Source organism: Pseudomonas sp. RIT288 (genome assembly GCF_000631985.1).
GTDB lineage: Bacteria > Pseudomonadota > Gammaproteobacteria > Pseudomonadales > Pseudomonadaceae > Aquipseudomonas.
On the sequence record NZ_JFYN01000042.1, the window covers coordinates 41,674 to 61,588 of the forward strand.

At 59.5% G+C, this 19,915-nt stretch carries 20 protein-coding genes; 9 read left to right on the forward strand and 11 right to left on the reverse strand.

Going from position 1 to position 19,915, the window contains the following annotated elements; translation table 11 throughout:
- Positions 1–465 carry a hypothetical protein gene (locus BW33_RS28685; RefSeq protein ID WP_081794248.1) on the reverse strand — a complete coding sequence of 155 codons (465 nt, stop codon included), beginning with the start codon at positions 463–465 and terminating at the stop codon, positions 1–3.
- 187 nt (positions 466–652) lie between these two features.
- Here BW33_RS28685 and BW33_RS23605 point away from each other — a divergent pair, with 187 nt between their 5' ends.
- Positions 653–2,410, forward strand: a complete 1,758-nt coding sequence (locus tag BW33_RS23605) for a hypothetical protein (RefSeq protein ID WP_047601575.1) — start codon at positions 653–655, stop codon at positions 2,408–2,410.
- Positions 2,411–2,489: 79 nt separating this feature from the next.
- On the opposite strand, the gene BW33_RS23610 is transcribed toward BW33_RS23605, so the two are convergent.
- A complete protein-coding gene (locus tag BW33_RS23610) occupies positions 2,490–2,798 on the reverse strand; it encodes an RcnB family protein (protein ID WP_047601577.1) in 309 nt (102 codons plus the stop codon).
- Between the two features lie 199 nt (positions 2,799–2,997).
- Between BW33_RS23610 and BW33_RS29905 the strand changes: the two genes are divergently transcribed.
- From BW33_RS29905 to BW33_RS23620, 3 genes are read left to right on the forward strand one after another with little or no spacing between them, the layout of a single operon-like run.
- Positions 2,998–3,153 carry a hypothetical protein gene (locus BW33_RS29905; RefSeq protein ID WP_160168824.1) on the forward strand — a complete coding sequence of 52 codons (156 nt, stop codon included), beginning with the start codon at positions 2,998–3,000 and terminating at the stop codon, positions 3,151–3,153.
- A 55-nt stretch (positions 3,154–3,208) separates the two neighbouring features.
- Positions 3,209–4,501: an MFS transporter gene (locus tag BW33_RS23615; protein ID WP_047601580.1), complete on the forward strand. Its 1,293-nt coding sequence runs from the start codon at positions 3,209–3,211 to the stop codon at positions 4,499–4,501.
- A gap of 12 nt (positions 4,502–4,513) precedes the next feature.
- Positions 4,514–5,281 carry a substrate-binding domain-containing protein gene (locus BW33_RS23620; RefSeq protein WP_047601584.1) on the forward strand — a complete coding sequence of 256 codons (768 nt, stop codon included), beginning with the start codon at positions 4,514–4,516 and terminating at the stop codon, positions 5,279–5,281.
- Here the strand turns inward: BW33_RS23620 and BW33_RS23625 are convergent.
- The gene (locus BW33_RS23625; RefSeq protein ID WP_047601586.1) at positions 5,271–6,185 is read right to left on the reverse strand and encodes a LysR family transcriptional regulator; all 915 of its coding nucleotides are present in this window, start codon (positions 6,183–6,185) and stop codon (positions 5,271–5,273) included. The two genes, BW33_RS23620 and BW33_RS23625, sit on opposite strands and share 11 nt — an antisense overlap.
- A 264-nt stretch (positions 6,186–6,449) precedes the next feature.
- Between BW33_RS23625 and BW33_RS23630 the strand changes: the two genes are divergently transcribed.
- Positions 6,450–8,258: a monovalent cation:proton antiporter-2 (CPA2) family protein gene (locus BW33_RS23630; RefSeq protein WP_047601589.1), complete on the forward strand. Its 1,809-nt coding sequence runs from the start codon at positions 6,450–6,452 to the stop codon at positions 8,256–8,258.
- Positions 8,259–8,430: 172 nt separating this feature from the next.
- Here BW33_RS23630 and hcnC read toward each other — a convergent pair whose 3' ends face one another.
- The 4 genes from hcnC to BW33_RS23650 form a co-directional block, all read right to left on the reverse strand.
- A complete protein-coding gene (hcnC, locus tag BW33_RS23635) occupies positions 8,431–9,690 on the reverse strand; it encodes a cyanide-forming glycine dehydrogenase subunit HcnC (protein WP_047601592.1) in 1,260 nt (419 codons plus the stop codon).
- Positions 9,683–11,092, reverse strand: coding sequence for a cyanide-forming glycine dehydrogenase subunit HcnB (hcnB, locus tag BW33_RS23640; RefSeq protein WP_047601595.1), 1,410 nt, complete (start codon positions 11,090–11,092; stop codon positions 9,683–9,685). The genes hcnC and hcnB overlap by 8 nt, the downstream gene beginning before the upstream one ends.
- On the reverse strand, positions 11,089–11,403 hold the full coding sequence (hcnA, locus tag BW33_RS23645) for a cyanide-forming glycine dehydrogenase subunit HcnA (protein ID WP_047602019.1): 315 nt from the start codon (positions 11,401–11,403) through the stop codon (positions 11,089–11,091). Before hcnA ends, hcnB begins: the two co-directional genes overlap by 4 nt.
- 504 nt (positions 11,404–11,907) lie before the next feature.
- The gene (locus BW33_RS23650; RefSeq protein WP_047601598.1) at positions 11,908–12,852 is read right to left on the reverse strand and encodes a hypothetical protein; all 945 of its coding nucleotides are present in this window, start codon (positions 12,850–12,852) and stop codon (positions 11,908–11,910) included.
- Between the two features lie 308 nt (positions 12,853–13,160).
- Between BW33_RS23650 and BW33_RS23655 the strand changes: the two genes are divergently transcribed.
- Both BW33_RS23655 and BW33_RS23660 read left to right on the forward strand, forming a co-directional pair.
- Positions 13,161–13,844, forward strand: coding sequence for a response regulator transcription factor (locus tag BW33_RS23655; RefSeq protein WP_027613239.1), 684 nt, complete (start codon positions 13,161–13,163; stop codon positions 13,842–13,844).
- On the forward strand, positions 13,822–15,216 hold the full coding sequence (locus BW33_RS23660) for a sensor histidine kinase (RefSeq protein ID WP_047601601.1): 1,395 nt from the start codon (positions 13,822–13,824) through the stop codon (positions 15,214–15,216). The genes BW33_RS23655 and BW33_RS23660 overlap by 23 nt, the downstream gene beginning before the upstream one ends.
- 126 nt (positions 15,217–15,342) lie before the next feature.
- Here BW33_RS23660 and BW33_RS23665 read toward each other — a convergent pair whose 3' ends face one another.
- Positions 15,343–15,753: an SRPBCC family protein gene (locus BW33_RS23665; protein ID WP_047601603.1), complete on the reverse strand. Its 411-nt coding sequence runs from the start codon at positions 15,751–15,753 to the stop codon at positions 15,343–15,345.
- Between the two features lie 30 nt (positions 15,754–15,783).
- Positions 15,784–16,581 (reverse strand): SDR family NAD(P)-dependent oxidoreductase, encoded by a 798-nt coding sequence (locus BW33_RS23670; protein ID WP_047601606.1) that lies wholly within the window; start codon positions 16,579–16,581, stop codon positions 15,784–15,786.
- A 181-nt stretch (positions 16,582–16,762) separates the two neighbouring features.
- On the opposite strand from BW33_RS23670, the gene BW33_RS23675 reads away from it, so the two are divergent.
- On the forward strand, positions 16,763–17,422 hold the full coding sequence (locus tag BW33_RS23675) for a methyltransferase family protein (RefSeq protein ID WP_047601608.1): 660 nt from the start codon (positions 16,763–16,765) through the stop codon (positions 17,420–17,422).
- Between the two features lie 117 nt (positions 17,423–17,539).
- On the opposite strand, the gene BW33_RS23680 is transcribed toward BW33_RS23675, so the two are convergent.
- Positions 17,540–18,208: an HAD-IA family hydrolase gene (locus BW33_RS23680; protein WP_047601612.1), complete on the reverse strand. Its 669-nt coding sequence runs from the start codon at positions 18,206–18,208 to the stop codon at positions 17,540–17,542.
- Positions 18,209–18,286: 78 nt separating this feature from the next.
- A complete protein-coding gene (locus tag BW33_RS23685; protein WP_047601614.1) occupies positions 18,287–18,700 on the reverse strand; it encodes a response regulator in 414 nt (137 codons plus the stop codon).
- 199 nt (positions 18,701–18,899) lie between these two features.
- On the opposite strand from BW33_RS23685, the gene BW33_RS23690 reads away from it, so the two are divergent.
- Positions 18,900–19,841, forward strand: coding sequence for a class I SAM-dependent methyltransferase (locus BW33_RS23690; RefSeq protein WP_047601616.1), 942 nt, complete (start codon positions 18,900–18,902; stop codon positions 19,839–19,841).
- Positions 19,842–19,915: the final 74 nt, after the last annotated feature.

Here is a 19,915-nt window from a genome sequence, read left to right on the forward strand (position 1 = left end):
TCAGGATTCAGGCTTGCCGATCACAACCCCGTTGAAGGTATGTGTGCAGCAGGTACAGGCAGGCGTCATGTCTTCAGCTCTTAGCTCAGGATTAACGATTTGCAAACGTTTATGCTCATCGATATACAAACTGCTGTAGCGACTCGATTCCCCTACTCCCACGATATCCCGGCGCTCGTGTTCATGCCGTGCAACCAACCAGAACACTGGTTCCGGCCGATTCAACCGAGAAACTGCCTCACTGTAAATCTCATCCCAGTTACCTCCGACGCGAGATAACAGAAAGCGAAATAATGGCGTGTAATCGTAGCCGTGATGCTTGATCCCATGCATCGAACCCCGCGCCGCCTCGCTACGCCTCTCGGCCTTGGTATTACGCTCATACCGATAGTGGCTGCCCGGACTGTTGCGCCAGACGTTGTGGGCAGTGGTATTTACTTTGCGATAAAGCGGGTTCTTTTCCAACGATTGCTCCTGACATCCAGTCATTCGAAACGCCCTTCGCGTTTTACCCGAATGGCGTGCGATTGCAAGCAGCCGTGGTGACCGAAGGTTGTGTGGATGCTGCTGAATAAACACGTGTTTATGGAATTGACCTTCGAATCTTCGTATAACGTCAAGACCGAAAAGGCCCGTGACAAGGATTCGCACCATGCTTTTCAACCCAGTCGATACGACCCTGCTGCACTTTCTTCAGAATCCGCTGAGAAACATCGAGTATCTTGAGTCAAACTGCGCAACGCTAAAATGGCATACCCGCCTACTACACCGTCTACCTGTACTGAGAGACTTCCTCTCCCATGATCAGTTAAAGTCCATAATCGCCCATGAACTCGCAAACAACCTCAACGCGATAAAAAACTCATACAAAACAGACCTGCAGCCCAACCCGGAATTAATCGGAAAAGACAACTACGAACTGTACACCACAACCCTCGGCAAATACTTCAATGTCAAAATACCTGCACGCTACTTTCGAAAGGCAACACTCAATCTTAAAAAATCGCTGTCTTTTTATAGGGAGGCCACGCTTTTCACAAAGCTTGAGTACACTTGCAACCGCGTCACGGAAAATCTCAATCTGGATGAATCCTACTTTTTCTCGACCTTGACCCACCAACAACTATGGACGACCTACTACCTGAGTGAAACGTATTTCCTGCTGACTCAGAATCTGCTGCAGGCAAAATACAGACGTGGAAAAATCCTGATTAGTGTGACGCCTGCATTATTGCCGAGCCTTCGGCAACGGTGGCTCGCTGAAACGTCAGAATTCCACTCCAACATGACCGACCGCTTTTACCTGCAAAACATCAGTCATTCACTCATTGAAGGCAGGCCACTTTCCTTGCAGGACAAGGAAAACATCACCGACTACATCTTGGATAAGTGCCTGTCCATCCATGTCAACTTCATTTCCCCGGCGCTTGAAAAAAATACCAGATACCAATATCTAAGGGATGTTGTATTCATCGCGGCATACCTTGAAATGCGAGCTCTCCAAGGCCACCGAACAACCCAGAGCAGCGCATTCTCTGCGTACGTGAACCCCGCATCAACTGCCCTTATGGCCAGTGCATTAGCCAGTGAACAACTGCCCATGGTGGATTCTCCACAGAGCTTTATCGCCGTGCGGGGCAATGACTATATTCGCGGAGCCCTAAATTTCAAGTACGGTTTGAAAAAGCTGGTCGGATTCCTTTTGGGAGATTCGAAAGACCCCGAAAACTCACATGACGTTAAAGGACTGCTGGGTAATAATTTCGAACAGGAACACATGATTGACTACATCAGGAATATTAAGGGCCAGCGTTTCAAGGTTCACCCGGGATTCAAAGCAGGAAACAACGCAAAGATCAAAAAATATGACATCGACCTGATACTAGAGGACACCACCCACAACTGCTTCTACTTTATTCAGGCCAAATACCGCCTAAGCGCGCAACCAACATTTCTTGGTGAGCAGTACGAAATTCTTCAAAAATCCGACTTCAAAAAAGGCTATGCACTGCAACTGATCACGCTCAAGGAAAACCTCGGGGATTCGAGCATAAGGGACAAGCTGAAAGGATTAGGCCTATCAGCAGCCACTGAAAAAAACAGTCATTTTATCCTGATACACAACTTACCCTTCCTCAATTTCTATAACTTTCAAGGCGTGTGTTTTTACGAGTGGAACTTATTTCGCAACCTCCTGAAGAACGGCAAAATTTCAATCAGCCACAATTTCAACATCAGAGAGGAACACACACTGAATGACGAACAACTCAAGGATCCCGAGCGTATTATCGACGCTTACTTCGGGGATACGGCGAGCGGACAGCAAAACCAATTCAATTACGCGCTCTATCGAGATACTCAGGTCAGCTATCGAGTGGGTAATCTGAACATTCTCAGCGACGTGATATAGCGCGAAGAACGAAGTAGTTCAACAGCCAGCCACTATGAACTGGCTGGCTGTTAAAATACGCAAGAATCGAACCGACGGTTTAACGCTCCACCGGTTTGATCTCCATGATTGTCCCGTTAGTAATCTTCACCAGCACGTACTTGTCGTTAATCTGAACCCATTGCGACTGGTCTTCAGGCTGGTTCAGGCCTTTCTGCTTCCAGTTTTTCAGGGCTTTTTCGTTGCGCTGGTAGACGTCCGGGGCGCGATCGCCGACTTTCAGTTCTCGGTCGCCGGTGGGGGAATGCTGGACGGTGTCGCTTGAGGTTTGCGCCGCTTGAACAAGTGGACTGATCCCGGCAATGCCGGCGACGAGGGCCAGGCTGGCGATTAGGGTTTTGCTGTTCATCGGTGAACCTCCTTGAGATGTGTGATACCTGAACTCCGACTGCGGAGGACTGGAATCATTCCTTGTTTTTTTGCCTGAGCTGGATGGGGAATTGTAGTCGGCGGGCAGGCTCCCTCCTACAGGGTTTGGTGGTGTTAACAAGCCTTGCAGATACTCCGCAAACTTGTGGGAGCGAGCCTGCTCGCGAAGGGGCCGGCACATGCAGCATCTTCGTTACCTGACACACCGCTTTCGCGAGCAGGCTCGCTCCCACAGGACAGTGGTGTTTCAGGGGATTGATCCGCTTTGCGCATCAATCCATGCCAACAATGCAATTAACATCCTGTTACAGCTGCGCGACCATCCGCCGCAATAACAACCGTGCGCCGCTTCCACGTCGCGCACGTCATAAAAGCGGTGGAGATTTTTCTATGACAGCCTCAATCCCACACGGCGGCTCGCGGGCCGGCGCCATTTTCCGGGTCACCTCGGGCAACTTCCTCGAACAGTTCGACTTCTTTCTGTTCGGCTTCTACGCCACGCAGATCGCGGCGGTGTTCTTCCCGGCGAGCAGTGAGTTCGCTTCCCTGATGATGACCTTTGCCGTATTCGGCGCAGGCTTTCTGATGCGTCCGCTGGGCGCCATCGTGCTGGGTGCTTACATCGATGACGTCGGTCGCCGCAAAGGGTTGATCGTCACCCTGTCGATCATGGCCAGCGGCACAATCCTGATTGTGCTGGTGCCCGGCTACGAGACCATTGGTCTGTTCGCCCCGGCGCTGGTGCTGATCGGACGGCTGTTGCAGGGTTTCTCCGCCGGTGCGGAACTGGGCGGTGTTTCGGTGTACTTGTCTGAAATCGCCACGCCCGGCCGCAAGGGCTTTTTCACCGCCTGGCAGTCGGCCAGTCAGCAAGTGGCGATCATCGTCGCGGCAGCCTTGGGCTATGCGCTGAACGCGTGGATGGCGCCGAGCGTGGTGGCCGATTGGGGCTGGCGCATTCCGTTTTTCGTCGGTTGCATGATCGTGCCTTTCATTTTTTTCCTGCGGCGTAACCTGGCAGAAACCGAAGAGTTCGCCGCACGCAAACACCGCCCGAGCATGAAGGAAGTGTTCCGCACGCTCGGCCAGAACTGGGGCGTGGTGCTCGGCGGCATGCTGATGGTCGCGCTGACCACCACTGCGTTCTACCTGATCACCGTGTACGCGCCGACCTTCGGCAAAACCGTGCTGCATCTGAGCACTTCCGATGCGTTGCTGGTGACCTTGCTGGTGGGCGTGTCGAACTTCTTCTGGCTGCCGATTGGCGGCATGTTGTCCGACCGTATCGGCCGGCGCCCGGTACTGATTGCCATGGCGCTGCTGGCGCTGGCCACCACCTATCCGGCGCTGTCGTACCTGGTGCAGGCGCCAAGCTTCAGCCACATGTTGCTGTCGCTGTTGTGGCTGTCGTTCATCTACGGCATGTACAACGGCGCGATGATTCCGGCGCTGACCGAGATCATGCCGGTGGAAGTGCGGGTGGCCGGTTTCTCTCTCGCCTACAGCCTGGCGACCGCGATTTTCGGCGGCTTCACTCCGGCGATGTCGACCTTCCTGATCCAGTACACCGGCGACAAAGCGGCGCCGGGTTACTGGATGAGCGTCGGCGCACTGTGTGCGTTGTGCGCCACGCTCTACCTCTATCGCCGCGCAGGCGGCCGTATGCAACCGGTTGCCGCATAAGGAGTAATCACCTTGAAAAAACTGATCAATCTCAGCGCCATCGCCCTCTTCGCTTTCAGCGCCCTGGCACACGCTGAACAGCTGAACGTGATGACGTCGGGCGGCTTTACCGCCGCCTACAAAATCCTCGGCCCGAAATTCGCAGCCGCCACCGGCAATACCCTCGATACCCAGCTCGGCCCGTCGATGGGCAAGGCCCCGGAAGCCATCCCTAATCGCCTCGCCCGCGGTGAGCACGCCGACGTGGTGATCATGGTCGGCTACGCCCTCGATGACCTGATCAAGCAAGGCAAGGTCGACCCGGCCTCGCGGGTCGAACTGGCGGATTCGCGGATCGGTCTGGTGGTGCGTGAAGGCGCGCCGAAGCCGGACATCAGCAGCGTCGAAAGTCTGAAGAAAACCCTGCTCGACGCAAAATCGGTGGCCTACTCCGACAGCGCCAGCGGCGTGTACATCGAGAAGGAGTTGTTCAACAAACTCGGCGTCGAGGATCAACTGAAACCAAAAGCGAAGATGGTCCCGAAAGTCCCGGTCGGCTCGGTGGTTGCCACGGGCGATTATCAACTGGGCTTCCAGCAGGTCAGCGAATTGCTGCCGGTGCCGGGGGTGAGTTTTGTCGGCAAGATTCCCGAGTCGGTGCAGTCGGTGACGCGCTTTGCCGCCGGCATTCCGGTCGGCGCGCAGCATCCAAAAGAGGCCAAGGCCCTGCTCGACTACCTCGCCGCGCCTGCCGCTCAGGCTGACGTACAAGCCACGGGGCTGGATTCGGTCAAGCGCTGAGCGTTGGCGGCTGGACTTTCATTTCCACCACCAGCCGCTCCAGTTCCAGTGCCGCCGGGGTCAACGTACGACCCCGGCGCTTGATGATGCCGACACTGCGCATCACTTGCGGGTCGGTCAATGGCACCCGCGTCAGGATCGGATGATCCGGCCCGGGCATCGCCATCAGCGGCACCGCCGCCACCCCCAGCCCCGCCTCCACCAGACCAATCATCGTCGTCACATGTCGTGTCTCGCAGATGCTCTGGCGTTGCGGCACCACACGGCTCAAGGCCTGATCGAGCAGAAAACGGTTGCCGGACGTCTTGTCCAGCGAGATGTAATCCTGCTGATAGAACTCGTCCCAGGTCACGCTGCTGCGGCCGGCCAACGGGTGATCACGCCGGCAAGCAACCACATAGCACTCCTGCACAAGCGGTTCAAAGTCGACTTTGGCATCCTGCGTGCCCAGAAAACTCAAACCGAAATCCGCCTCGCCGTTGACCACTGCGCTGAGCACATCGTGGGCGCTGGAGTCGAGGACTTTGACCTTGATTCGTGGAAACTGCTGGTGATAGCGGGCGACCACCCGCGGCATGAAGTAGTAGGCCGCCGACGGCACGCAGGCCACGGTGACATGACCCAATCGGGTCGAAGCGACTTCACTGATGCCCAGCAACGCCACATCCAGATCATCCAGCAAACGCTCGACGCTGGGCATGAAGCCACGACCGGCCTGGGTCAGGCTGACTTTGCGCGTGGTGCGCTCGAACAGCTTTACGCCGAGGGCGTCTTCAAGCTTCTCGATGCGTCGGCTCAGGGCCGGTTGCGACAGGCGCACGGTGTCGGCGGCCTTGCGGAAACTGCCCTGCTCGACCACCGCGCGAAAGGCTTGCAGGTCGTTGAGGTCGAAGTTGATGGCCATGGCGGAACTCGCAGGAATTGATTCGCAAAGGCTATCAATGTAACCAACTGATGCAAAATATTACAGACTTACACTACCCCTGTAGGAGCTGCCGCAGGCTGCGATCTTTTGATGTTGTTTTTGAAGGTCAATATCAAGATCAAAAGATCGTCCGAACGCGGCCCGAGCCTGCGGCGGCTCCTACAAGGGATCTTCGGTGGATCTTGAAACGATTCAGCCTTTATCCTTGTCACCCCCCGCCGTACCGCTGTCAGGAGTCAACCCATGCCCCATGAAGGCAACCTGTTACAAGCCGCTGTCGTGTTTCTCTTCGCCGCGGTGCTCACCGTGCCCTTGGCCAAACGTCTGCAACTGGGCGCGGTGCTCGGTTATCTGCTGGCGGGGGTGATCATCGGCCCGTCGGTGCTCGGTCTGATCGGCAATCCGCAGAGCGTTGCGCATATTTCCGAACTGGGCGTGGTGTTGCTGCTGTTCATCATCGGCCTTGAGCTGTCCCCCCGCCGCTTGTGGGTGATGCGCAAGTCGGTGTTCGGCGTGGGTCTGGCGCAGGTGCTGCTGACGGCGGCAGTGATCGGCGTGCTGGCGTTGTACGTGTTCGGACAGCCGCTCAACAGTGCGATTGTGCTCGGTCTCGGCCTGGCGCTGTCGTCCACCGCATTCGGCCTGCAAAGCCTGGCCGAGCGCAAGGAACTGACCAGCCCCCACGGGCGGCTGGCGTTTGCGATTCTGCTGTTTCAGGACATCGCCGCGATCCCGTTGATCGCGCTGGTGCCGATGCTCGCTGGCGGCGGCCACGAAACCAGCAGCGCCGCAAGCCTCAATCATGGTTTGCAGGTGCTCGGCGGGATCGCCGTGGTGGTGGTCGGTGGGCGTTATCTGCTGCGTCCGGTGTTTCGCGTGGTGGCAAAAACCGGTCTGCCTGAGGTCTCCACCGCCACCGCATTGCTGGTGGTGATCGGCACGGCGTGGCTGATGGATCTGGTCGGCGTGTCGATGGCGCTCGGGGCGTTTCTCGCCGGCCTGCTGCTGGCGGATTCGGAATATCGCCATGAACTGGAAGCGCAGATCGAGCCGTTCAAGGGCCTGCTGCTCGGGCTGTTTTTCATCAGCGTCGGCATGGGCGCCAACCTCAGCCTGCTGCTGAGTGCGCCGATCACCGTGCTGGGGCTGACGCTGCTGCTGATCGGCTTGAAGTTGCCGCTGCTGTTTGTGGTCGGGCGTCTGGCCGGAGGGCTGACCAGGGTCAGTGCGATTCGCCTGGGGATTGTGCTCGCCGCCGGTGGTGAATTTGCCTTTGTGGTGTTCAAGATCGGTCGTGATCAGGGCCTGTTCGAACCGCGCCTGTATGACCTGCTGGTACTGACCATCACCCTGTCGATGGCGCTGACGCCATTGCTGCTGTTGATCTGCGCACGGCTGGTCAGCCCGAAAGTGCAGCCGGTGGAGGTGCCGGAGAAATTCCGCGAGATCGACACCGAGGCTCCGCGCGTGGTGATTGCCGGCATGGGGCGGATGGGCCAGATCGTGGCGCGGATTCTGCGGGCGCAGAACATCAAGTTCGTGGCCCTCGACACCTCGGTGGAAACCATCGAACTGTCACGCAGTTTTGGCGGCGTGCCGGTGTTCTATGGCGACCCGATGCGCCCGGAGATTCTTAATGCAGCCAAGGTCGGTGAAGCGGAATATTTCGTGATTGCCACGGACGATCCAGAGACCAACATCAAGACCGCCGAAGTCGTGCGCAAGCTGTATCCGCACATGAAGATCATCGCCCGCGCACGTAACCGTCAGCACGTGCACCGCCTGGTCGATGTCGGTGCCGAGCCGATTCGAGAGACGTATTACTCCAGTCTGGAAATGAGCCGCCGCACCCTGGTCGGCCTCGGTCTGACTCAGGCCCAGGCCGATGCGCGGATCAAGCGCTTCAAGCACCACGACGAACAGGTGCTGGAAGCCCAGCACGCGGTCTACGACGATGCGGCCAAAGTCCTGCAGACCGCCCAGGAAGCCCGGGCGGAGCTGGCGCGGTTGTTTGAGTCGGACCAGTTGGAAGAGGAAGCGCGCAAGGTCTGACTTCAACGCATTTCCAATGGTAGGAGTGAGCCTGCTCGCGATTGCAATCTATCAGTAGACATCTCTTTTACTGACACACCGCCATCGCGAGCAGGCTCACTCCTACACAATTGATCGGTAAATTTGACCACTGTAGGAGCTGCCGCAGCTCCTACAGGGATTGTGGATTGGGTCAGGCCAGCTCTAACTCGAGCTCTTGCTTGACCGGCGCCACCTCAAACCGGTCCGCCAGGAACGGTGTGATATCCAGCGGCAGCGCTTCCTGGTTGACCAGTTTGTCCAGCAGCACGCCGGTGATCGCCGAGGTCAGGATGCCGGTGCGGAAGTGTCCGCAGGCATTCAGATACCCCTCCACCCCTCGCATCGGCCCGAGGATCGGCAGTTCATCCGGCGAGCCCGGACGCAACCCGGCCCAGGTGCGCTTGAGGTTGACGTCCTTGAGTTCCGGCAGGCAACGCACCGCGCCCTGCACCAGCCCGGCGATTTCCGGGTAGGTGGTGGTGACGTCGAAGCCTTTGTCTTCGGTGGTACTGCCGATCAGGATCTCGCCGTTGTCCTTCTGCGCCACGTAGCAGTCGCTGGTGGTCAGGCAGCCGTTGAGGATCTTCGGCATGCGCTCGGTCAGCAGAATCTGGCCCTTGACCGGTTTCACCGGGATACGAATCCCCGTCGCCCACGCACTCAAGTCCGCCGCCCAGGCACCAGCGGCGTTGATCAGGGTCTTGCAGTGGAACACGCCCTCTTCTGCCGTCTGCACGCCAGTCACGCGGCTGCCGTGGTGCAACACACCGGTGACGTTGGTGTTGACGAAGATATCGACGCCATTCTGCCGCGCGCCTTCCATGTAGGCATCGGCGAGGCGAAACGGGCTGACCTGGTGGTCGCAGAGAAACTCCAGCGCGCCCCGGGCCTCCTGACTGACGCTCGGCTCGGCCTCACGCAGCGCCGCCTGATCGAGCCAGCGCACCTGATCGGCCAGATGCGGAATGCAGCTGACAATGTGCTCGGCGTAGAGCCGGTCTTCGTCGTCATAGATGACGAATTTCAGTCCGGTCTTCTCGAACTTGAAATCCATCCCGTGCTGGTCTTTCAGCTCGCGGTGCAACGCCGGGTACAGCGCGTTGGACTGCAAGGCGAACTCGAAGAACGACTCCGGCAGGATGTGCGGCGTGCTGGCGTCCACCGCGACCGCCGCGCCCTGGGTTTCGCGCTTGCGGTTGGCCGACATCATGCGGAAGAAAATCACCCCGCAGCCCAGCCCCACCGACTCGCCGATAGCCCACAAGCCGCCGGCCGAAGCGCGGGTCGCGTTGCCCGGGCGCTTGGCATCGATCAGCGCAACCTTGAGCCCTTGGCGCTTGGACAATTGATAGGCGCAGGACGCCCCGATCACGCCGCCGCCGGCAATGATCACGTCATAGAACTTACTCATGGGAAGTGGCCTCCGTGCCGACGGACTGGAACGCGGAAAAAGGAATCGGATCGATCGGGAAGCGCGGACGCAGCCAGCCGACGTCCTTGCGCCCGGTGGCCTGGCGCAGACGGTCGCTGCAGTAGCCGACGCACATCCGTCCCTGACAATCGCCCATGCTGACGCGGGTGCGCATTTTCAGGCTGGCGATGTCTTGCACGCCCTGCTCCAGCGCCAGATCGATGTCGGCGCGGGTCGCATGTTCGCAGCGGCAGATCACCGTGTCGGCGGCCGGCAAAGCGGTCTGGCCGGCACCGCGTTCGGTGTAGCGGTCGACGGCTGCGCGAAAACGCACGATGGATTTGAGCTTGCCCAGATAACGGTCGCGGCGTACCCGCGCCAGTTCTTCTTCGATCACCCCGCGTTGCAGGAGGATCGAGGTGGCGGCGATCTTGCCGGCAAGCATCGCCGCTTCACCACCGCGAATCCCGCCCATGTCACCGGCCAGATGCACGTGCGGCTCGTTGCTTTGCTGCCACACATTGGCATTGGCGCGCAGGTAGCCGTCGTCGCTGAAACCGTGATCAAGGCCCATCTGCTGACTGAGTTGCGTACGCGGGATGAAGCCGTAACCGACCGCCAGGGTCTGGGCTTCGAAGCGTTCGATCTGAGTCAGATCAGGTTCCCAACTGGCCGAATACGGCGCGACAGTGACGCTCTTCAGTTCACCTTCGCCATGCGCTTCGACCACGCCCCAGCCGTAGTTCATCGGGATGCCGTGCAGTTTCAGATACGCAAGCATGCTCAGGCCGTCGAGGAACAACTGCGGTTTGTTCAGCAGCGCCAGGCTTTCGCGGGCGATCCTGCCGAAGGCGCAGGCCTCATACACACCCGCGACCTTGACCCCGGATGCGTGCAGTTGCGTTGCCACCAGCGGCAGCAGCGGCCCGGTACCGGCGATGACCACCGGCCCTTGCGGCTTGACCACGCCACTTTTGATTTGCAGTTGCAGGCCGCCGAGCATGATCACCCCCGGCAGGGTCCAGCCGGGGAACGGCACGCTGCGCTCGTGGCAACCGGCCGCCAGCAGCAATTGCGGGTATTCGATCTCGTGCAGTTGCTCATCGCCGTCGAGCACCACCAGCGCACGGGTGCCTTCGGCGCCGACCACGCGGTGATTGAGGCGCACGTCGATCAGCCCGGATTGCTCCTGAAAATCACCGTGCAGTTTGCTCAGGGCTTCGGAATAGCGCGGCCCGAGATAATCCAGTTGCACGCCGTCGCGCAGCGGCCCGCGATAGACCACGCCGCCGAGGCGCGAGGCTTCTTCGAGCAAGGTGCAGCGCACACCGTGGCGCGCCAGTTCGATGGCAGCCGCCATCCCCGCCGGACCACCGCCGACGATCACCGGTTGCAGGCTCATACAACCTCCTGCTCGTTGATGCGGTTGACCTGGGTTTCAATCTGCATACCGTCACGCACCACGGTCTGACAGGCGCGGCGCTTGTGACGACCGTTGATTTTCACCAGGCAGCACTGGCACACGCCCATGCCGCAGTAGGCGCCGCTGATCTGGTTGTGATCGTTGCGTGCGACCTGGCGCACGCCGAGGGACTGAATGACGCTGAGGACGGTTTCGCCGATGGCCGCGGTGACCGGTTGGCCGTTGATGTGGACAGTCATGTCCGCCTGGGTCAGGGGCTGGATATCGAAGGTGCGTTCTAGGCAGTGCATTACGATGTTCATCCGTGAAAAGGTTCAGGGGTAAGTGTTACGTCAGCTCCTTGCTGCGCACTGCCTGGCGACCCATTGTGTTTTTTGGCGGGGGTCTGCCGGGCTACTCCATGAGCGCAGCAAATTGCGCACCGGAGCACTGTAGTCGAAACCGCGACAAGGGCCTGGATCTTTTAAGTTAGGTGATATCGCGGCAGTGAATATTGATCCAGGTCGACAAATCATCCTCCCCTCACACGAACACCTGCAGGAGCTGCCGAAGACTGCGATCTTTTGATCTTGTCTGTGAAAAACAAAGTCAAAAGATCGCAGCCTGCGGCAGCGCCTACAGGTCAGCATGTGACAGAAATGAAAAAAGCCGCTTCCACCGTGAAGTGGAAGCGGCCGAGGCATGCGCCTCAATAGAGCATCTGGATCAGTGTACGAACAGGGCGATCAGGATGATGATCGGGATCGGCACACCGAGGAAAAACAGCAGTAGAGAGCGCATGGTGATTCTCCTTGTTAACGGACTGGAGGCAGCGTGGTGGTAGTGGTGGCGTAGGTGTCGACTTCAACGTACTCGACCGCATCCCGGCGACGACCGCCGAAGGTGGCTGCGAGACTGGCGAAGAACGCACCGGCCAATAGCGCGATGAACATCCACAGCGAAGTCCAGGCAGCGACTTTGGCAGCGGTCTCGGCAGCCTGTTGGGCTTTGACTTTGGCGTCGGCGATGGCTTTCTGAGTGCGGGCGTAGACTTCATCGACACGACGTTCGGCGTCGGCCTGACTCAGGTTGGTCCGTTGCGCCACCAGTTGCGCGAGGTAGGTACGGTCTTCGGCGCTGAGCTGGCCGTTGGCGAGGCTCTGGGCGAAGATCCGGGCTACTGCGCCATGCGCGGCGTCATCGCTGACGGAGGCTGGACGGTCATCGCGGAACAGGCTGTCGATGAAATAACCGTACTGGTTGCTGTCGGTGTTGGCAGCAGCACTGCCGGCAGCCTGAGTCGCGGCGGCCGCTGCGCCACCGGCGACACTAGCACCGGCCTGCACGCCACCGCTGATCACACTGCTGACCGAGCCGACGACCAGAACGGCCGTCACCAACGTAGCCACACACCAGGCAAGGAAACCATGGGCGGTATCACGGAAGTACACTTCATCGCCGTGCATGTTGGCCCATTTCACCCGCAGGCGACCGGCGATGTAACCACCGAGGCCCGAAGCGATGATTTGCGTCGCCGCCAGCCAGACAATCGTGGAAATCCCCAGGCTCTTGGCGCTGACGCCCTCCCCGGCCCAAGGTGAAACGGCAGAGAATCCCAAACCGAAGCCGAGCAGCACCAAAATCATCGACAGTGCTGCAGCGGCCGCCGCGCCCGCAAAGATCGCGCCCCAGGACACGCCTGACACGTTGCTCGACTCTCCTTCGAAGGCAGGATAAAACCCATCAGAGGATCTATTCATTGTTGTAGTGCTCCAGGCATGAAAAATGGTGTTACAGCTCGTCACGAGATGAATTGCAGCCACCGTGCCATTTGTCACTTTTGAATAAGTCGTTAAATTTCAACAGGTTAAAAAGACTGAACTTCTATATTCATTGCAATTTGCAACAATGGCCTGAAAGCAGCGGGTTTTATGCATTGACGCCAGAACGCCTCAGCTCAGGCGGATTGACGTTTGTGAAAGGCTCTACATGAAAGTTAATTTAAAGCGCGCCGGAAAATACTTGGCAAAATGCTGCCATTCCGTTTGAACCGATCAAGGCTTGCTCTATGACTCGTATTTTGACCATCGAAGACGACGCCGTGACTGCCCGTGAAATCGTCGCCGAACTCAGCAGCCACGGCCTGCAAGTGGATTGGGTCGACAATGGCCGCGAGGGCCTGGACCGTGCCGTCAGCGGCAACTATGACCTGATCACCCTCGACCGCATGCTGCCGGAACTCGATGGTCTGGCCATCGTCACCACGCTGCGCACCATGGGCGTGGCCACGCCGATTCTGATGATCAGCGCCCTCTCCGATGTCGATGAGCGCGTGCGCGGCTTGCGCGCCGGCGGCGATGATTACCTGACCAAACCGTTCGCCACCGACGAGATGGCCGCACGTGTGGAAGTGCTGCTGCGCCGACAGAACAGCGTCGCCACCCAGGCCACCACGTTGCAGGTCGCCGACCTTGAACTGGACTTGATCAGCCACGAAGCGCGCCGCGCCGGACAGGTGCTGACGCTGCTGCCGACCGAATACAAGCTGTTGGAATTCCTCATGCGCAACAGCGGCCAGATCCTGTCGCGAATGATGATTTTCGAAGAAGTCTGGGGCTATCACTTCGACCCGGGCACCAACCTGATCGACGTGCATATCGGTCGTCTGCGCAAGAAGATCGACGCGGCGGGCAACGTTCCGCTGATTCGCACGGTACGGGGCTCGGGTTATGTCATTGCCGAACCCGTCTGACGGCTGGCGTTCCTCCAGCAGCCGCTTGCTGGCGCTGTACAGTTCGCTGTTCGTGGCCTGGAGCGCGATCCTCATGGGGGTCATGTATTTCGAGGTTTCCAGCTACCTCGATAACCTTGCCAAGCATTCGCTGATGCAACGTCAACATCTGTTTTCGCACTTTCGCGGTGAGCAGCTGGAAGAAGCGCTCGCCGCCAGCATGACCTTCGACATCCGTGGCATCGACGCCTATGGCCTGTTCGACGCCCAGGGCGTGTACCTCGGCGGCGCGTTGCAGCAACTGCCCGAAGGCCTGCCGCTGGACGGCAAGATTCACACCCTGAATGACTGCGCCGACTCCGACGACCCGACCCTGCCCGCTGACAGCTGCGACGCGGTGGCAACCCAGACCCGCGACGGTCGCTGGCTGGTGTTGTTGCGCGATAACGGCTCGTTGTTCGCCGTCACGCGGATCATTCTGCATGCGTTGTTCTGGGGGGTGTCGCTGACGATCCTGCCGGGGATTGCCGGTTGGCATTTGCTGCGCCGCCGACCGATGCGGCGCATTCGCGCGATTCAGGACAGCGCGCAGGCGATTGTGGCCGGCGACCTGACTCACCGTTTGCCGCTGTCCAATCGCCGCGATGAACTGGACATGCTCGCCGCCATCGTCAACGCCATGCTCGATCGCATCGAGCGGCTGATGCATGAAGTCAAAGGCGTGTGCGACAACATCGCCCACGACTTGCGCACCCCGCTGACGCGTTTGCGTGCGCAGTTGTATCGCATGCAACAGCAGGCTGGTGAGGGTTCACCGGAAGCCGCGCAACTGGATCTGGTGCTGGCCGAGGCGGACACGCTGATGGCGCGGTTTCGCGGATTGCTGCGGATCTCGGAGCTGGAAGATCGTCAACGCCGCTCAGGATTTGTCGAACTCGATCCGGTGCAATTGCTCGAAGAACTGCATGAGTTCTACCTGCCACTGGCCGAGGAAGGCGAATTGCTGTTCGTGCTGAATATGCCGGAAACCCTGCCGCCGCTCAATGGTGACCGGGCGTTGTTGTTCGAGGCGCTGGCGAATCTGTTGAGCAACTCGATCAAGTTCACTCCCGCCGGCGGTACGGTGATTTTGCGTGGTGTGAATGATGGCGGGCATACGCGGATCGAGGTTCACGATTCGGGGCCGGGAATTCCCGAGGCTGAACGCGAGGCGGTGTTCCAGCGTTTCTATCGTGCCGAGGGTGGGCAACCGCAGAGCGGCTTTGGCCTGGGTCTATCGATTGTCGCGGCGATTGTCAGCCTGCATGGCTTCAATCTTGAGGTGGGCGGCAGTGAGCTGGGCGGTGCGAAGCTGGTGCTGGATTGTCGGCAGAGTCTGATTTCGCAGTCCTGAGAATCACCGCGATGCACTGTAGGAGTGAGCCTGCTCGCGATAGCGGTGAGTCAGCCAACATATTTGTTGGATGACTCACCGCTATCGCGAGCAGGCTCACTCCTACAAAGGTTTTGTGGTGTTCGATCAGGCCGGGTAATTGGCTCGCAGCGCCTCAAGGCCACCTTGATAGATGCCGTTGAACAACGTCACCACTTCCTCATCGCTCACGCCCTTGGCGTTGAAGCGTCCCGACCAGGTCACCCGGGCGCCCTGCCCCAGGGCTTCAACCTTGATCGTCGCCAGGTAATCGGTGGCCGGAAACGGCGCCTGTTCGATCGAGTAACTGTAGGTCCTGGCGGCGTTGTCGAACGCTTGCAGGCGCTCGATCACCACGGCGCCGTCGGCGGTTTGCAGGGTGCGCACGCGTCCGCCGTCGCTCAGTTCACTCTTGGAAATCGACGGCAGCCAGTCCGGCAGCGTGTTGAAGCCGCCGATCAATTGCCAGACCTGATCGGCCGACGCCGGGATGTCGATCGTTGCTGATGCAGTTGCCATAAATAAACGCTTCTCCAGAGTCTTCGCGGTTCAGATCGCCATACTGTCGACTACGCCGCCATCCACGCGCAAGGCCGCGCCAGTGGTGGCGGAGGAAAACGGCGAAGCGATGTACGTGACCAGATGCGCCACCTCGGCAACGTCGGCCACCCGCTGGATGATTGACGTCGGCCGCGCCCTGCGCACAAACGCATCAGCTTCTTCACGCAGATTACGACCGGACTCGGCGGCGGCATCCTTGAGCATGTGTTCCACGCCACCGGTAAAGGTCGGTCCCGGGAGGATCGCATTGACCGTCACACCGGTGCCCGCCAGACGCTTGGCCAAGCCATGGGATACCGCGAGGTTGGCGCTTTTGGTCACGCCGTAATTAAGCATGTCGGCCGGGGTCGCCACGCCGGATTCCGAAGACAGAAAGATCACCCGCCCCCAGCCCTGCTCGACCATCGCCGGCACGTAATGCCGCGACAGGCGCACGCCGGAAATCACGTTGACCTCGTAGAAGCGCGTCCACTCGCTGTCCGGGGTGTCGAAGAAGTCCACGGCGTCGAAGATCCCGAGGTTGTTCACCAGAATGTCTGCGCGCGGTTCGGCGGCGAACAGTTTTTCCGCACCTTCGGCTGTGCCCAGGTCGGCCGTCAGACCGCGCAGTTGCGCACCCGGCACGTGCTTGCGAATGCTTGCCAGCGCTTGCTCGACCTTGGCCGTTTCACGCCCGATCACCACAACAGTGGCTCCAGCGTCGGCCAATGACTGACTGATGCCCAGACCGATGCCACCCGTACTGCCGCTGACGATGGCCAGTTTTCCACTCAAGTCGATTTTCATGGGTTCACCTCTTCGATGGGGCAATACACGGACAATTTGAAGGAATGAATCAGCGTAGACGCGATATTGGCCGGGTGAAGGCGTTGCCGACCAAAGACCGGCGTTGCAAGGCTCTTGGCAACATCATGGCTGGTGGCGACGTCCTACACTGAAAGGGTCAGCCCTCAGTCAAGAGATAACCATGAAAATGTCTGCGCAAATGACCGTGGTCGCGGTGCTGGCCACGCTTGCCTATCTGGGGCTGGCGGTGTGGGGCATTGGCGGGCCGGCGGTGTTCTTTTCGCATGGGGCGCTGGTGCTGGTGGCGCTGGCCACGGTGCTGATGGTGGTGGCGTCGCTGTTCACCGATGTGAACATGAGTTCGGGCGAGCGCGAGGACCGCGCCAATCGCTGGGTGATTCCGGCGTTCGGCGTCATTGGTCTGGTCAGCGGTTTTCTTCCGGCGTACTGCGATCGCATCGACTTCTGGACCTTCGGCGCTGAAGGCGTGCGCTGGCTCGGCGCCTTGCTGTTTATCGTCGGTGGCACGCTGCGGCTGTGGCCGGTGTTTGTGCTGGGCCGGCGGTTCAGCGGTTTGGTGGCGATTCAGCCGGGGCATCGGTTGGTCACCGACGGCATTTACACGCGCCTGCGCAATCCGAGTTATCTGGGGTTGGTGGTCAACGCCGTGGGCTGGGCGCTGGCGTTTCGTTCCAGTGTCGGCTTGATTCTGGCGGCGCTGACGTTGATCCCGCTGATCGCGCGCATTCACTCGGAAGAGGCGCTGCTGCGCGGGCAGTTTGGTGCTGAGTACGAGGCTTATTGCGCGCGCAGCTGGCGGCTTCTGCCTGGCATCTACTGACCCCTGTAGGAGCTGCCGCAGGCTGCGATCTTTTGATCTTGATCTTGAAAAATAAAATCAAAAGATCGTCCGATCGCGGCCCGAGCCTGCGGCAGCTCCTACGGGGACGGTGTTGTGTCAGTTTTTTTGCAGGCGCAGTTGGCCTTGGCTGTCGACGGTGGCGCTCAGGGGCTCATAACTGTCGGTAGTCGCGTGGCGGGTTTCGAGCGGATGCTGGTGGGTGGTGGTGATGATCATCAGCGCCGCTCCGGCAGCTTCGGCGGCCTGGATACCGACAGTGGCGTCTTCGAAAATCAGGCAGTCGCCAGCCTCAAGCCCGAGGCGCTTTGCCGCCAGACGATAACCCGCCGGGTCAGGCTTGCCAGCGGTCACATCCTCCGCCGTGATCATCACTGCAGGCTCGCAAATCCCCGCCGCGGCCATCCGCCGCAACGCCAGATCCCGTGGTGCCGAAGTCACCATGGCCCAGCGCTCTCTCGGCAACGCATCGAGAAACGCCACGGCCCCGGGAATCGGCACAATCCCTTCGACATCATCGATTTCCGCCTGCGCGATAAACGCGGCTTGTGCCTCGGCATCCACGCCCGGCAAGTTCAGCCGGCGAATGGTGTCGATGGCACGGGCGCCGTGAATGGTCGGCAGGAAACTCTCGACATCAACCCCGTGGCGCTCAGCCCACGCCGCCCAGACGCGCTCGGCAGCAGCGATGGAGTTGAGGACGGTGCCGTCCATGTCGAACAGGAACGCGCCGAACGCGCGGTCGAAGACGTTATCGTAAGCAGACAAAAGGTCGCATCCTTTGACAGAACTGGGCGGATTGGCCGGGCAATGTAGCATTTTTACCCGGCGTTTCGACCCGGCACTTCAGTGCAGACGTGGCGCCTTGGACTTGAACGCGCTGTCGACACAGTCAAGCAACTGGCCGATGGCCCACGGCTTTTTGATGAACGCCACCGGATGCTTGACCCCGGAAGTCTCCGGGGTTTCATAACCGGACATGACCATCACCGGTTTGTCCGGCCAGCGCTCGCCGACCAGATTGGCCAGCCCCGCTCCGTTGATTTCACCGGGCATGGTGATATCGGTGAGCAGCAGCGCGACGTCCGGCGCGTGCTCTTCCAGATACAGCTTGGCTGCATCCGCGCTGGTTTGCGGCTCGACCTTGAAACCTTCCTCCTGAAGAATTTCGCAGAGAAACTCCAGAATCAACGGGTCGTCCTCAACCACCAGAATCAACCCGCCAGGAAGGAGCGCGCTCGGTGTCGGTGTTGGACTCATGAACTGGCACTCCCTGAATTGCATTAACGACTTAGCGGCTCGAATCCGCTGCTTATCTGGTATGAGCAGCGCGCCCTGCATAAATTCATTTTTGATACAGGTCTTTTCTTAACAGTCATCAATGGCCTTGGCTGACGGGCGTTCGCCAGACAGTTTTTGTGGTTAAAATGCCGGCCCTTTTGCTTGCTGACCGTGACTGATGAACCCTGAAGCCCTCGCCACCCTCCGCGCCCATTTGTTGCCTGCACTGGCGGCCGCCCCGAGCGAAACCCGTCGCCTGTTCCATGGCCGCGGACGTTGCTGGCCGGGGCTGGAGCAATTGACGGTGGACTGGCTGCAAGGCGTAGTGCTGGTGTCGCTGTTCAAGGAACCGCTGCCCGAACAGCTCGAAGCGCTCAAGCAATTGCTGCTCGACATCAGCCGCTCGGCCGAGTGGCAGCAGTCCGCTGCCCACACCTTGCTGGTGCAACATCGTTACCTGCCGCAGAGCACCGCCGAATGGTTGCTGGGGGATGAAATCGACGAGATGAGCATCGTCGAGGGCGGCTTGCACTACCGCGTCGATCTCGGTCGCAAGCAGAACGCCGGGCTGTTTCTCGACATGCGCTATGGACGCAACTGGGTGCGTGAGCAGGCAGCGGGCAAACGCGTGCTGAACCTGTTTGCCTACACCTGCGGTTTTTCCGTGGCGGCCATCGAAGGCGGCGCCAGCCATGTGGTCAACCTCGACATGTCCCGCGCCGCGCTGAGCCGTGGTCGCGACAATCACCGGTTGAACGGGCATGACCTGAGCAAGGTGAGTTTCCTTGGCCACGACCTGTTCAAGTCGTGGGGCAAGGTGATCAACAGCGGCCCGTACGATCTGGTGATCATCGACCCGCCATCGTTCCAGAAAGGCAGTTTTCTGCTGACCAAGGATTACCAGCGCGTGCTCCGCCGCTTGCCGGAACTGCTGACAGCGAACGGCACGGTGCTGGCGTGCATGAATGATCCGTCGTTCGGTTCGGACTTTTTGATCGACGGCGTGACGCAAGAAGCGCCGAGTCTGCGCTTTGAGCAGCGGTTGGAGAATCCGCCGGAGTTTCCGGATATTGATCCTGAAAGTGGCCTGAAGGCGCTTGTCTTCAAACGCACAGAGTGACCTTGCACCCCGCCCGCCCCCTGTAGGAGTGAGCCTGCTCGCGATAGCGGTGTGTCATTCAACCTTGTTCTGGA